Genomic DNA, 14,085 nt, shown 5'->3' on the forward strand with positions numbered 1-14,085 from the left:
TGTCATTATAGGGAAAATAGAGGAAGGGGTAAGAGCTGATGGAGAAAGTGCTTTCTTCTCACGTCGGTTTAAAAATCAATGAATGGTATTATCATATTCAAAGATTTAACGTACCGGACGCCGAAGCATATAAAGAGGAAATCAAATCAATGCTTGATCATATGGAAGAAAATCAAGATTTATTATTGTATTTCTCACTCATGGAGTTCAGACATAAATTAATGCTTGATTACTTGAATCCTTTAGAAAATGGGAAAGAGCGGGCCAACTTCAAGGAGCTCGCAATGAAGATCAAAAGGGACCAAGAGAAATTAACAGGATTGCTCGAGTATTATTTCAATTTTTTCTACGGCATGTATGAATTTGAAAACTATGAATACCTAAATGCGATTACCTTCTATAAACGGGCAGAAAAAAAGCTGTCTCTTGTCAGTGACGATATCGAACGGGCCGAGTTCAATTACAAGATGGCTGAAATCTATTACCACATGAAACAAACCCACATGTCTATGCACCATATCGCTCAGGCGATAGAATGCTATCGAGAAAAAGAGACATACACAGTAAGAGAAATACAATGTTCTTTTGTGATCGGATTAAACTATATAGATATGGGCTGCCCCGAAAAAGCAATACCCCATTTTCAGCACGCACTAGAAAAAGCCGCCGACAACTCAACCAAACGATTAAAAGGATCAGCACTCTATAATTTAGGGTTGAGTTATTTTCATAACAATAATCTTTCAATGGCAATTAAATATTTTAATGAATCTATTCATTCGTTTAAAGAACAGGGATATGAGCATTTAAACAAAATCCTTGATCCGCTAGTCATGTTGACAAAATCATACTTTAAAGATAATCAGAGTGATTTAGGTTTATATGCATTAAACTATGGGATCGAGTTAGCTGAAAAATTAAAGGATGATATTTTTATAAATACATTCATTATGTTGAAATCACTATATATAGATAACAATGTGAATCGTATAACAGAGTCAATGGCTTATTTGGAATCAAAGTCTTTTTTTGCAAATCTTGAAGATTTAGCGAAAGATGCAGCGAAGCATTATAATAAAGCAGGAGATTTAGAACGCTCAAACGAATTTTACGAGAAGATTCTATATTTCCAACACCAAATTAAAAGGGGAGACTGTCTTTATGAAATTTAAGTCAGTAGCAACCATATTTATAATTGTCAGTGTGTTAGGTGCTTTTAGCTATGTTTCGTCAAACGATATCCATAATGAAGCCCAAAGAGGACATACATCTAGTATCGGTTATTTTGCTTAAACTAAAAGAGCCTTTATAATGGCTTTTTTGGTTTTCAATGTGCTAAGCCTTAAAAAAATGAATCGTAATAGAAAGGGAGCGGCCGTTGTCCGTTCTTTTTTGTTTTAAAGATTCAAATCTTGAAAAATATGTATTTTTCATCATACATTATTTTTAATATCCTACTGCATTCTATTTTAAAGGATGTTACCGTTGTTTGTAAGGAATGATTGGCCAGTCTTCCAATAAAAATTGGAGGGGAATCATGAATTACAAAATTGAAATGTTAACGAATATGAAAATGGTGTATATGAGAAATATCGGATCATATGGCAGCAAAGAGAATTTTGAGATGATGAAGAGATTTAAAAAATGGATTAAGCAACATCATTTAAATGATGAATTAAAGGAATATGGTATATATGGTGTTCCTCAAGATGATCCTGGAAAAATTCCATCAGAAAAATGCAGATACGACCTCATGCTTATGACAAATAGAGATTTCACAAAAGATCAAATGGTTCAGACTGGTCATTTTGAAGGAGGAAAGTATGCTGTGTTTACGGTGACACATACAACTGAAAAAGTGAATTTGTTTTGGAGACAATTGCCTCAAATGATCCAAAACAATCGATTAAACATGCGTCAGGCACCTATAATGGAGAGGTATAGAGAAGAAGAAGGCGAAGATAAGGTGTGTGAATTCTTACTGCCTATCTTTTAAACACTTGATCAAACTGCAATGAAAACAGACCTCATATGGTCTGTTTTCATGAGTATTATATGTATAAATATTTTAGGACTCGTTCCTTTAAATATCGATATTGATCCTCATTCGTATCTTCAAATGCTTCTTCTCGATTTGAAGGTACATCCATATAAACGATTTCCTCCGAGAATTGTGAAGAAGTAAAGTCGATTCTTGTTCCATTCACTACGTTGTAAAAGTGCCATCCGTTGGGTAATGCGGTTTTGTTTATTTTTCCGCCTAAAAGATCATGGACGACTAAAGAAGTGACACCGCATTGTCCATTGGCCGGGTTTTCTTTACTCCATTTTGAACTAGATTGAGAGGACCAGGCTTTATAAAGTGCATCAATGATTTCGTCTGTCGTGTAGAGGTTCATCATAAAAATCCTTTCTATTTAAAAGCGAAATGAATATAGTATCTGTTTAGTCTATAGTAGATTTTTTTTCGATCAAAATCCAGATGCTATACTTGATTAAACCAAATATAACAATGAGGGTCATGACAGGAGGAGCATGGAGTGATATTCATCATAGGCATTGTAATCGCTTTTATTGTGGCTATTTTAGGCTTTACTATTTTCGTAGATGTAGGTAATGGGCTGGGAACGGTTTTTAGCATCATCGGTGCAATGGTCATTTTATGGATAGCGGGTAGGCTGCAAAGGCAAAAAGAAAAGAATGATCCAAATATATTATTAGATAAAATGATGATGCTTTTTCAAGAAGACGGGTTTCAGGCTTCAACATACATCTTTTCACAAAATGTTGATAAAGGCTTTGCAATTGATGATGAGCGAAAGGCAATGCGCTTTATTACACATCAACCTGGCGGCTCATCTCGAAAATTCAGGTTTGAAGTCACTGAGCTTTCCTTGAAAGAGTTGAAGCAAGTTGACATGTTAGAAGATGGTGTACCGATTGAACAATCTGTTGAGAGTGATAATAATGAAGAGATCTCGACACTTGAATTGAGATTAACTATGAATGATCAGGAATCATCAACGATAACGCTCGCCTTTCTGGCATTTGATGTGCCTGTTCGTAAGAGTAATGCCGAATATTTGACTGAACGAGAAAATCTGAAGGAGATTTATCATGAAATTGATTCAATGATGAAATCTGCGGTTTAATAAATGACTGTTCATAAAGAAGAAATCACAGTTTGAGGTGGTTTCTTTTTTTATGTCCATCAAGACAAAAGCTGGTTCAATCATTGCGGTTGAATGTTTTTCTCAAAAATGAATAAAGATAGACTAGACACGGAAACGAATATTGTTATCAAAAATGACTGGAGGAAACATACATGCAAAAGCTTTGCAGGGAAGTCTGGATCGAGGTCAATCTTGACGCGATTAAAAGAAATATCGAAGCCATTCAAGCGCATATTCCAAGGAAAAGCAAGATCATGGCTGTCGTAAAGGCAAATGCTTATGGACACGGTTCAGTTGAAGTAGCGCGGCAGGCACTAGAAAGCGGTGCGACAGAGCTTGCGGTTGCCAGCTTGGAAGAAGGCATTGTATTGCGGAGAGCAAAAATTGAAGCACCGATTCTGGTCCTTGGATTTACCCCGCTCGACTGTGTGAAAAGGGCCGCAGCCTGGAGAATTGACCTATCCGGCCTTCGAGAAGACTGGATTGTTCAAGCAAATGAGATCTTAGCGGAAGAAGAGAGTCAGCATCGCCTTGGGATTCATGTCAATGTTGACACAGGGATGGGACGATTAGGTGTACGGACAAAGGAAGAGCTGTTAGAGGTGGTGGAGGCGCTTGAAAAGAGTGAAAACCTGAGGTGGGATGGAATATTTACGCATTTCTCCACTGCGGATGAGCCTGACCCTGATTTCACACTAATGCAGCACAGCATTTTTATTGATTTTCTTCGTTTCTTAAAAAAAGAAGGCATTACTTTGCCCACTGTACATATGAACAATACAGCGGCTGCCATCGCATTTCCTGAATTTAGCGCAGATATGATACGGCTAGGCATCGGACTTTATGGACTGTATCCCTCGCAATACATTGAGAGTTTAGATGCTATTAAGCTAGAGCCCGCTCTCAGTTTAAAAGCAAGGATTGCATTCGTGAAGGAAATGGTGACAAAGCCAAGGACCGTCAGCTATGGGGCAACCTATGTAGCAAAACCTGATGAAGTTATAGCAACCATACCAATCGGTTATGCAGATGGGTACTCACGAGCATTATCCAATCGAGGATTTATGCTTTTCCGTGGAAAACGAATGCCGATTGCTGGCCGCGTCACCATGGATATGACGATGATCAGTTTAGGAGAAATGAAAGCAAAGCAAGGCGAAGAAGTCGTCATATATGGTCGTCAAAAGGGCGGAGAAATTTCTGTCGATGAAATCGCCGAAATGCTCAATACGATCAACTACGAAGTCATCGCCACCTTAAGCCGGCGCGTCCCAAGATTTTATCGTCGCGGCGGAAAGATTATTAAAATATCAACGCCGGTGATGTATGTGTGAGGGTAAATAACAGGTGCGATTTGAGGATATTTGTTCTGGTGTACAATGATAAAAATTAAATTTTATTACAAATATGTCGATAAAAGGAGGGATATTTAAGATATGGAGGAAAGAAACGATGAAAAAAGGTTTATTTTTAGTGCTTTTGACTATTTTTATGATGGTCACAATTCATCCGTTAAAAGCTCATGCAGCTGAAACAAATGGGTGGACGAAGCGGGCGGACTTACCGGAAGAGAGACTTCATTCTAGTTCCGCAGTAGTAGATGGGAAGATTTTTGTTTTCGGGGGAAGTAGTGAAAAATCATATAGTAATAAAAATACCTACATGTATGATCCTCACAAAAATGAGTGGAGCTCAAAAGCTGATATGCCAAGAGAAAGAACAGATAGTACGGCAGTGGCGATAGGTAAAAAAGTATATGTTATTGGAGGAGCATATCAAGATAGTACAAATACGATTGATATTTACGATGCAGAGTTAGATACATGGGTAGAAACACCAATTAATATTCCATACTTAGCTGTAACAAAAGGTGATATAAGTGCGAGTGTTTTAAATGATAAGATTTATATTCTTGCAACGAATAAAAGCCCTTATCAAGAACATAATTTTTATAGTTATGATACAAAAACGGATAAATGGGAACAATTAAAAATGTTTCCTCAGCAATTTACGGGAATGTCTATGTCAGAAGTTATTAACAACAAGATTTATGCCACAGGTGGAGAAAGAACAGTTAGTAATCTCCATAATGCCCAAGTATATGAATATAACATTGAAACAAATCAATGGGTACAAACGAAATCAAAGTTGAATTTTTATCAACTAGGGGCTGCATTTACAACATACCAGGGGAAATTGTTTATGGCTGGAGGTCAGTATGACGACAGATCTAGTCTATTATCACCTTACACACAGTTTTATGATGCTAAAACGAATTCTGTGAAAAGAAGCTCGATCAATTTACCTGAAGCTAGAGTAGGTTCAAGTGCTGTAACGATTGAGGATACCATATATATCATAGGTGGTCGAAATTTCAAGCAAGATTATCATTCAAAATCGATTAAAAGTGATTACAAATCAGTGATTTCTATCTCACTAAAAGATTTGCAAATTGCTGAAGGTGAAACAAAGCCAGATGATGACGCAACAGAAGAACCGAAAGATCAGGACGGGACAAAGCCAGGCGATGGCACAACCGAAGAACCGAAAGATCAGGACGGAACAAAGCCAGATGATGGCACAACCGAAGAACCGAAAGATCAAGACGGAACAAAACCAGGTGATGGTTCAACTGAAGAACCAAAGGATCAAGACGGAACAAAACCTGGTGAAGAAGCAACAAAAGGTATACTTTCAATTACCATGATAAACGGGCTGCAAAAGGATTATTTGCTTTCAATGAAAGAAATCAACGATTTTCTAAACTGGTATAAAGAGAGAAGTTTTGGAATTGGCATGAACTTCTATGAAATCAATGATGAACACAATAAAGGTCCTTTCACAAGTAAGAAGGATTACGTTGTGTACCAAAATATCTTAATGTTTGATATCAAGCAATACTGATATTCATAAATTGTAAAGCTGCTGATAAGAGATCAGCAGCTTTTATTTTGATAGAATTGTTAAAATTAGGATCAACGTCATGAAAAAAATAAGATATTTTTTAAAAAATCTGCTAAACATCCTATAAACAAATCCGATAATAGAATTGTCAGGGTTGATAAGCCCTAGAATAAAGGACTTTTTTCAGACAAGGACGTCTGTCAGGTCCCACATACATGGAGGTAATAGGAAATGAGAATTAACCACAATATCGCAGCGCTTAACACATTAAACCGTTTGTCTGCAAACAACGGTGCGAGCCAAAAGAACATGGAGAAACTTTCTTCTGGTCTTAAAATCAACCGTGCAGGAGATGACGCAGCAGGTCTTGCAATCTCTGAAAAAATGCGTGGACAAATCCGCGGATTAGAAATGGCTTCTAAAAACGCACAAGACGGTATCTCTCTTATCCAAACAGCTGAAGGTGCATTGACTGAGACTCATTCAATCCTTCAACGTGTTCGTGAACTAGTTGTACAAGCTGGAAATACTGGTACACAGGATAAAACTACTGATCTTCAATCTATTCAAGATGAGATTAAAGCTCTACAAGAAGAAGTAGATGGTATCTCAAATCGTACAGAGTTTAACGGTAAGAAATTGTTAGATGGTACATTTAAAGCTCCTGCTGATCCTGCAGCACCAGCTGCTGGTGAGCAATCTTTAGTATTCCAAATCGGTGCTAATGCAACTCAACAAATTTCAGTGAACATCGAAAAAATGAGCACTGATGCACTAGGAGTTAAAGATCCAGCTGATACAACTGGAAGAACAATCTTAGCTAATCAATCTGTAAAAGATATTGATGTAACTAAATTTGCTGATAATGCTGCAACTGCAACTGATGTAGGTTTTGATACACAATTGAAAATCGTTGATGCTGCTATCAACCAAGTATCTGCTCAACGTGGTAAACTTGGTGCAGTTCAAAACCGTCTAGAGCACACAATCAACAACCTTGGTGCTTCTTCTGAAAACTTAACAGCTGCTGAGTCTCGTATCCGTGACGTTGACATGGCGAAAGAAATGAGTGAGTTCACGAAGAACAACATTCTTTCTCAAGCGTCTCAAGCAATGCTTGCACAAGCGAACCAACAGCCACAAAACGTACTTCAATTACTACGTTAATGACAGGCCCCTTTATGGGGCTTTTTTTTATGTTTTTTTCTTCGCGTTTTCTCCAGTCTTATGATTCTTAAACCCCTGTTATAAATCATGAAAAATGACCTTTAAATTTGGAATACTCTAGCGAAACGACCATAGTGAATGAGACTTTATCCTTATTTATTCCTTTTTTGTTAAACATATTCCATAAATGTTCGATAAATGGATTGTAAGGCTTACAAAAAAATTCTAATTTAGAACTTTTGGATAAGGACGTCCAATTGGTTCAAACACATGGAGGTCATTTAACATGAGAATTAACCACAATATCGCAGCACTTAACACACTGAACCGTTTGTCTGCCAACAATGGTGCAGGGCAAAAGAACATGGAGAAGCTTTCTTCTGGACTTCGTATCAACCGTGCAGGAGATGACGCAGCAGGTCTTGCGATCTCTGAAAAAATGCGTGGACAAATCCGCGGATTAGAAATGGCGTCTAAAAACGCACAAGATGGCATTTCGCTTATTCAAACAGCTGAAGGTGCATTAACTGAAACACATGCGATTCTTCAACGTATGCGTGAATTAACAGTTCAAGCAGGTAACGTTGGGACTCAACAAACAGAAGATTTAACAGCTATTCAAGAAGAACTTACTGCTTTGGTTGATGAAATTGATGGTATTTCTCAGCGTACAGCATTTAACGGAAAGAATCTGTTGGATGGTAGCGTTGAAGAAGGATTCCAATTTCAAATTGGCGCAAACATTGAGCAAAATATCAACGTACAGATTGGCAAAATGGATGCAGAAACTTTAACTGTAAAAGATATTGTAGTTAATGAAGAAGGCTTTAACTTTGACACCGAAGTAGCAAAAATCGACGCAGCAATCGGCGCTGTTTCTAAACAGCGTTCAGCTCTTGGTGCAGTCCAAAACCGTCTAGAGCACACAATCAACAACCTTGGTGCTTCTGCTGAAAACTTAACAGCAGCTGAGTCTCGTATTCGTGACGTTGACATGGCAAAAGAAATGAGTGAGTTCACAAAGAACAACATTCTTTCTCAAGCATCTCAAGCAATGTTAGCGCAAGCAAACCAGCAGCCACAAAACGTACTTCAATTATTACGTTAATGAAAAAGCCCCTTTGAGAGGGGCTTTTTTTATTTCATTCAAATGACAGCAAGTGCTCTAGACGAAAGTCAGGAACCGCTTCATGGAAAAAAGCTAGGTTGCCTTCATCGTTCTTTTGATCCCATTGCTTCCACCATTCAGCGGTTTCTCCAGAGGTGTCAGCTTGAATCATGTTGTGCAGCTGTTCTAAGTTGATGATTTCTCTTGGTTCTAATAAAAAAGAATGCATCCGGTGATACGACTCAAGACATTCAGGCTGTTTTGTCACAATGGCGAATTGTACGTAGCGATTTAAAAATTCCTGTACGAACGTCAAGTGGGGGATGGTTGCTTCTCCTTTTAACTCGACGCCGTCCCACGCCATATCAGCAATCGCACAAAGCCACCAGCCAAGTTCACTCGCTTGCTGCATTTGTTGTAATGTGTCCTTTTCAAAAGACAGCCGCTCATTTTTTTGTGCTTGTTTGAGCATACGGTGAAGTGTTTGTGCTTCGAGGGCTGCCTTTGTCATGCCCTGTCCATGAATGGGATCTAACGTACACAAGGCATCGCCCATCACCAATAATCCACTTGGCCAATCCTGCATGTGTTCATAGTGATGTCTCACGCAAGAAGGAACTCTAAATCCTTTTGGTTTTGTAAAGGGCGTTAAATGGGTGATGGCTTCTGCTATCGCGGGATGGGTCAGTCCAGCGGTTTCTGAATCAAATTGATCTGCATCCGTTGTGGGATAATGTGAACCGCCGGCTGCAGAAAGAAGCACAGCTACTAAATCATGATCAACCCGTTCAAACAGTCCTGTTGGAATTTGCTTGTCTGGCTGGCCAACTACGACCATTGATTGCAGGGGTGGCGCACCTGATGGTATTTGATAATATCTTGTGCTGTATCCTAGAAACACATGTAACTCATCAGTCTGTGGCAAGGTTAATCCAGCGTCTTTCAACCATTTTGGCAACTTAGACATTCTTCCAGACGTATCGATCACTAAGTCTGCTTTCATTTCATGAATGCTGCCAGGTTTTACTTGCCGGTCCTTCACAATAAGCCCCATGACTTGATTAGTCCCCTCTTTAAACTGAAGGGAGATGGCTTCATGTTTTTCTAAAAACTGCACACGTTCCTCTGTTACCATTCTTTGCATCAATACCCACTCTAGCATTGCACGTCTTGTGACGGCGGTTTCTTCTCTATCAGTGAGCGTTAATTCGCCATCTTTTGTGATAAATCGAGAGGTTTGATGCATGGTATTAAATCCGCCCATTGCCAGTAACTCTTTTGTATAACCAGGGAATAGACGTTCAACGATTTGATTGCCAAGTGGCAGCATTCTATGTGGGTGAAAGGCTTGAGGAGTGCCAAGACGATTCTCAGGAGAGTCCGGCAGTTCATCCTTTTCAATCATCAAAACTTGATGATAAAACGTTGATAAAACTTTTGCAGCGAGCATCCCGGTGATACCTCCGCCAATGACGATTGCCCTCTCATATTTCATGGGTTGTGTCACAACATGCGCCTCCAATGAATATACAAAATGGTTACATGACCATTTCATCATATGTCGATTCATTAATTATAGCAAATTTACGTTTGAATATAGAAAGGAAAAGTACTTCTTTTTACTCGTAAATATGAAGAATTTCTTCTAATCATTATCATTATTTTAAAAAGTAACTATTAATTTAAGAGGAACGACCGATAAACTATATAAGGGGGTAGAGAAATTGGATATACTACAGAGTATTGTGACAGCAGCACCTTATATGATGCAGATTTTAAAAAACGAAGTGACGATGGGTGTCATTGATCGAGAGAAATTCTTGCTGTATTTGCCATCGAAAGATGTTGATTTTCAAATTCGAGCAGGAGAACTCATTAAGCCAGATGATTTAAATATGAAAAAAGCGCTCAGAGGTGAGACATCAAGTATGTTTGTGCCTGAATCGGTTTACGGAATACCGTTAAATGCAATGGGTCTGCCAATTTTTGATGAAAATCAACAAGTTATCGGCGCACTCGCTTTAGGTTTTCCACTTAAAAATCAATTAGAGCTTGAAGCATATATGGAGTCATTAAATGACATCATTCAAAGTATTCAAGAAAAGGTGCATGTGGTGGCGGCACATTCAGAAGAGCTTTCTGCGACAAGTGAGGAAATGACCTTACAAACGCAGCAAACACTTGAAAGCTCGAAAAAAACATCTGATATTACAAAAATGATTAAGGGCATTTCGAAACAAACAAGTTTGCTGGGATTGAATGCGTCAATCGAAGCAGCCAGGGCAGGAAAAGAGGGGGCTGGATTTAGTGTTGTAGCCAGTGAGGTTCAAAAGCTTTCAAGTGAAACTTCACGTGCAACAGAAAATATTGAAAGTTCACTGCAAGGGATTTCCTCTAATATACATACATTACTTGAGAGTATGGACCATATGAAAGGTTCATCATCAGAGCAGGCTTTACTTGTGACAGAGTTTAGTGAAATTGTGGAACGGCTGACGAGCGTAAGTAAAGAAATGAAAGAATTCATGCAGCATGTGATGTCAACGTAAAAAACGAATCCAAGAGGGATTCGTTTTTTTGATACGCTATTTTCTTTTGTTCCGGTCAAAGCGATAATCGTATGTTTCTCCCTTTACCACATTTAAAAATTCATGCCCAATTTGAACAAGCTGTCCATTTTTCCATTTGATGAGAGGGTCTTTATCAGGGTATTTCCAGTAAATCGTTTTCTTTCGGTGGGTGAGTTTGTTTTCAATTTCTGCTCTAACTGCGTTCTCCTTTAGTTTCCCTCCGCTATGTCGATAGGTGTTGATGATATATGTTCCGTCAGGTGATGTCATCGAGCGGATAAAGGTTCCGTGAGATACGCCTTGAAGAGAAAAGCATTTCCAGTAAATGATGCCAGCGAAGCTGAGGATTAAGATGACAAAGGTGATGGTGGTTTTCTTTTTTAACATGAATTCCTCCAGATGTAGATCACAATATTTCTAATTTATGAGAGAGAATGCAAAAAGATTCATATAGTCCAAAAGTTCTATTCATTTCAATTATCGGTCATTTTTTCTCAAAATTCAACAGATAGCCGAAAAGATAAGGAAAATTTAAGGATGTATTAAGTCGATAGGTCATGTGAAATCCCTTTACAAAAGAATTTAAGATCAGTAGACTTATGCTCATATAGAGAAATGGGGAAGATGGAATGACGCAAATCATTGATACATATCAAAGTTATGAAGAGCTTTCCGCTCATGAAAGAGAGGGAATCGACTATCAAATTCTTCACGAGCGGAAAGGAGACCAGCTTTTGGTTTTGTCCCCTCATGCTGGGGGAATTGAATCTGGCGTGAGTGAGCTCATTCATGAGATCGCAAGTGATGATTCTATGTATTTATTTGAAGGCCTTAAAGTGAAAGGCAATCATGTGCTTCACATTACAAGCACACGTTTCAATGAGCCGGTCTGCCTTTCTCTAGTGCATGCCCATCATTACACGTTTGCGCTCCATGGCTACGGGGAAACAGAGGTGCTTCAAACATTAGTGGGCGGGACAGACAGAGAAAAAGCGGCAGAAACAGTGAAACGTTTAACGCTTAATGGATTCCCTGCAGTGCTGCTATCTGAATCTGATCGTTATTCTGGAACTCATCCTCACAATATTAATAATCAATGTCTGACCGGAAAAAGTGTACAACTTGAAATCAGTCAGGCGCAAAGAAGAGCATTCTTTCAAGACTTCAGACGGCGCTATCGCCGTGAAACGCAAAATGAGCAATTTTATCGGTACACAAATGTACTCAAGCAAGTATTAAATCTTTATGGATAAACCCTGTCGCCCTATGCAGAAGAGGCTTACGTTTGATAAACAGCTTCTTTTTCCGCGACCTTCTCGGCTTTCATTAAATAAGATGTAAACTCTTGTTGGAAGCGAATGCCTGCTTTCCGCTGTTCGAACAAGGCGAGCCGCTTTTCAGCGAAAGCCCAGGTGACGTGAAATGTTTGCGCAATGTGCAAAATGGCTTGCTGCCGAAGGTTTGGAAGCTTCATTTGCATCAGCATAAAGGTCGGCACACAAAAGTGATACATGAATTGTTTAGCCTGAAACTCTTGCAGTTCTCGAAAGAGTTTGTGCATCTTGAAATGATTGCCTGCATGCTTCAGCACATGACAAAGCTCGTGGGCAAAATCCTGCCATTGTTCCTCTGACGATAGAGATCTGTTTAATATAATACTGTAAAGACCTTGATGTTTGATCATCATGCTGCCAGTATCCTCATAGTGGACCCATACATGAAATTCAGAAGCGATCCTTTGCATGTCTCTATAAGCAGGACCGCTTATTTGTAATTTGGCATATAACCGCTTAATCTCTTCTTCTAAATGGGTTAAAAAACCAGTCATTTAAAAACCTCCATGCAAACGTATGTTCTATTTTTGGCGTAAAAGAAAAGTCCATATAGGACTAAATAGCTAATGAAGCTATTACTTACTTTTAATATCGGCTTATTTTTAACAATTTTAACATAAAATCAAGGAAAAATGGAATTAATTCCTGTTTTTTTCTTCATTTTTGCGTTTTCCATTACTAAAAAGAGTGGTTTGAATTCAAATTTTACCATAGTCTTATCACTAAAACAAACCCAAGTTGTCTTACGAACGCCACCAATTGATGAGAAAGATCAATTCAATTTAGCAAAAGGGAGTGCAGAACATGGTGGAAATTTATCAAGATTTTATTCCAGTTGGAAACGGGAACCGCCCAGGATACGCCATGACACCGATGTATGTGACGGTTCATAACACAGCAAACACGTCAAAAGGGGCGGATGCGAAAAGTCATGCGGCATATGTGAAACGCCCAACGACAGCGGAAAGCTGGCACTTTACAGTGGATGATCATGAAATCTTTCAGCATCTGCCGTTAAATGAAAATGGCTGGCATGCAGGGGACGGACATGGAAATGGGAACAGAAAGTCGATCGGCATTGAAATTTGTGAAAATGAAGATGGGAATTTCCAGCAAGCGGTTAAACATGCGCAATGGCTCATCCAAAAGCTGCTGAAAGAGCATAATATTCCACTAGCGAATGTGGTCACACATCAGCACTGGTCTGGAAAAGCATGTCCGCGTCTGCTTCTCGCTACATGGGATGAATTTAAAAAAGGAATTGAAACGGCAGGAGACCCTGAGACGGTCATCACGTATGTCGTCAAAAGCGGGGATACGTTAACGAGTATTGCCAAAGCTCATGACGTCACAGTTCAAGATCTTCAGAAGTGGAATAACATTAGCGACCCGAACAAGATTCAAATTGGACAGGTTCTCAAAATTTATCGAAATGATGGAAAAATGATGTATGAGCTGCCAGATGGGATTTTAAAGGTGACTTCGCCTCTAACGAAGGGAGAGCACGTACGCCTCGTCCAAAAAGCGCTTGCTGCTGTTTATTTTTATCCTGATAAATCGGCTGCAGATAAAGGTATCGATGGTGTTTACGGAGAAAAAACGGCGAATGCCGTAGCGCGCTTTCAGCTGGTGAACGGTTTGACAAGTGATGGAATATACGGTCCTAAAACGAAGGAGAAGCTGCTTAAACTGTTAAATCAGTGAGTGTTTCTGTTTGTATGATTGGATGGCTGTTTCACTCTTTTCAATTAAACGCTTAGTATATGGGGACGGCTGATATTCGGCAAACTGAACATATCTCAGTTGTTTGATTTTCTTTTTCATTTTGG

Annotated in this window: 15 protein-coding genes; 10 read left to right on the top strand and 5 right to left on the bottom strand. The window is 39.0% G+C overall.

What is annotated here, in order from left to right; all coding sequences use genetic code 11:
* Positions 1-38: 38 nt before the first annotated feature.
* A complete protein-coding gene (locus NST65_RS05885; RefSeq protein WP_034284290.1) occupies positions 39-1,172 on the top strand; it encodes a Rap family tetratricopeptide repeat protein in 1,134 nt (377 codons plus the stop codon).
* Between the two features lie 365 nt (positions 1,173-1,537).
* Positions 1,538-1,996, top strand: coding sequence for a GyrI-like domain-containing protein (locus NST65_RS05890; protein WP_065214254.1), 459 nt, complete (start codon positions 1,538-1,540; stop codon positions 1,994-1,996).
* 55 nt (positions 1,997-2,051) lie between these two features.
* Here NST65_RS05890 and NST65_RS05895 read toward each other — a convergent pair whose 3' ends face one another.
* The gene (locus tag NST65_RS05895) at positions 2,052-2,399 is read right to left on the bottom strand and encodes a hypothetical protein (RefSeq protein WP_101677444.1); all 348 of its coding nucleotides are present in this window, start codon (positions 2,397-2,399) and stop codon (positions 2,052-2,054) included.
* Between the two features lie 141 nt (positions 2,400-2,540).
* Here NST65_RS05895 and NST65_RS05900 point away from each other — a divergent pair, with 141 nt between their 5' ends.
* From NST65_RS05900 to hag (NST65_RS05920), 5 genes are all read left to right on the top strand, one after another.
* Positions 2,541-3,152: a GlsB/YeaQ/YmgE family stress response membrane protein gene (locus tag NST65_RS05900; protein ID WP_034284293.1), complete on the top strand. Its 612-nt coding sequence runs from the start codon at positions 2,541-2,543 to the stop codon at positions 3,150-3,152.
* A 173-nt stretch (positions 3,153-3,325) separates the two neighbouring features.
* Positions 3,326-4,507, top strand: coding sequence for an alanine racemase (gene alr / locus NST65_RS05905; RefSeq protein ID WP_034284294.1), 1,182 nt, complete (start codon positions 3,326-3,328; stop codon positions 4,505-4,507).
* Between the two features lie 118 nt (positions 4,508-4,625).
* Positions 4,626-6,077 (top strand): kelch repeat-containing protein, encoded by a 1,452-nt coding sequence (locus tag NST65_RS05910; protein WP_111927261.1) that lies wholly within the window; start codon positions 4,626-4,628, stop codon positions 6,075-6,077.
* Between the two features lie 231 nt (positions 6,078-6,308).
* Complete coding sequence (gene hag, locus NST65_RS05915; protein ID WP_034284296.1) at positions 6,309-7,244, top strand: flagellin Hag; 936 nt, start codon at positions 6,309-6,311, stop codon at positions 7,242-7,244.
* A gap of 286 nt (positions 7,245-7,530) precedes the next feature.
* Positions 7,531-8,352 carry a flagellin Hag gene (gene hag, locus NST65_RS05920; protein ID WP_025093449.1) on the top strand — a complete coding sequence of 274 codons (822 nt, stop codon included), beginning with the start codon at positions 7,531-7,533 and terminating at the stop codon, positions 8,350-8,352.
* Positions 8,353-8,386: 34 nt separating this feature from the next.
* Here the strand turns inward: hag (NST65_RS05920) and NST65_RS05925 are convergent, their stop codons facing one another.
* On the bottom strand, positions 8,387-9,859 hold the full coding sequence (locus NST65_RS05925; RefSeq protein ID WP_111927263.1) for an FAD-dependent monooxygenase: 1,473 nt from the start codon (positions 9,857-9,859) through the stop codon (positions 8,387-8,389).
* 217 nt (positions 9,860-10,076) lie between these two features.
* Between NST65_RS05925 and NST65_RS05930 the strand changes: the two genes are divergently transcribed.
* On the top strand, positions 10,077-10,901 hold the full coding sequence (locus NST65_RS05930) for a methyl-accepting chemotaxis protein (protein ID WP_034281469.1): 825 nt from the start codon (positions 10,077-10,079) through the stop codon (positions 10,899-10,901).
* A 36-nt stretch (positions 10,902-10,937) separates the two neighbouring features.
* Here NST65_RS05930 and NST65_RS05935 read toward each other — a convergent pair whose 3' ends face one another.
* Positions 10,938-11,309: a DUF5412 domain-containing protein gene (locus NST65_RS05935; RefSeq protein WP_024426772.1), complete on the bottom strand. Its 372-nt coding sequence runs from the start codon at positions 11,307-11,309 to the stop codon at positions 10,938-10,940.
* 242 nt (positions 11,310-11,551) lie between these two features.
* On the opposite strand from NST65_RS05935, the gene NST65_RS05940 reads away from it, so the two are divergent.
* Positions 11,552-12,175, top strand: a complete 624-nt coding sequence (locus NST65_RS05940) for a poly-gamma-glutamate hydrolase family protein (protein WP_024424964.1) — start codon at positions 11,552-11,554, stop codon at positions 12,173-12,175.
* Positions 12,176-12,201: 26 nt separating this feature from the next.
* Here the strand turns inward: NST65_RS05940 and NST65_RS05945 are convergent, their stop codons facing one another.
* Complete coding sequence (locus tag NST65_RS05945; RefSeq protein WP_024424963.1) at positions 12,202-12,750, bottom strand: ImmA/IrrE family metallo-endopeptidase; 549 nt, start codon at positions 12,748-12,750, stop codon at positions 12,202-12,204.
* 310 nt (positions 12,751-13,060) lie between these two features.
* Between NST65_RS05945 and NST65_RS05950 the strand changes: the two genes are divergently transcribed.
* Positions 13,061-13,960, top strand: coding sequence for an N-acetylmuramoyl-L-alanine amidase (locus NST65_RS05950; protein WP_034281470.1), 900 nt, complete (start codon positions 13,061-13,063; stop codon positions 13,958-13,960).
* Here NST65_RS05950 and NST65_RS05955 read toward each other — a convergent pair.
* Positions 13,949-14,080: a type II toxin-antitoxin system SpoIISB family antitoxin gene (locus NST65_RS05955; protein WP_120207232.1), complete on the bottom strand. Its 132-nt coding sequence runs from the start codon at positions 14,078-14,080 to the stop codon at positions 13,949-13,951. The two genes, NST65_RS05950 and NST65_RS05955, sit on opposite strands and share 12 nt — an antisense overlap.
* Positions 14,081-14,085 lie beyond the last annotated feature (5 nt).

Origin of the sequence: Bacillus sp. FSL P4-0248, assembly GCF_038593305.1 — a bacterium.
Lineage (GTDB): Bacteria > Bacillota > Bacilli > Bacillales > Bacillaceae > Bacillus > Bacillus safensis.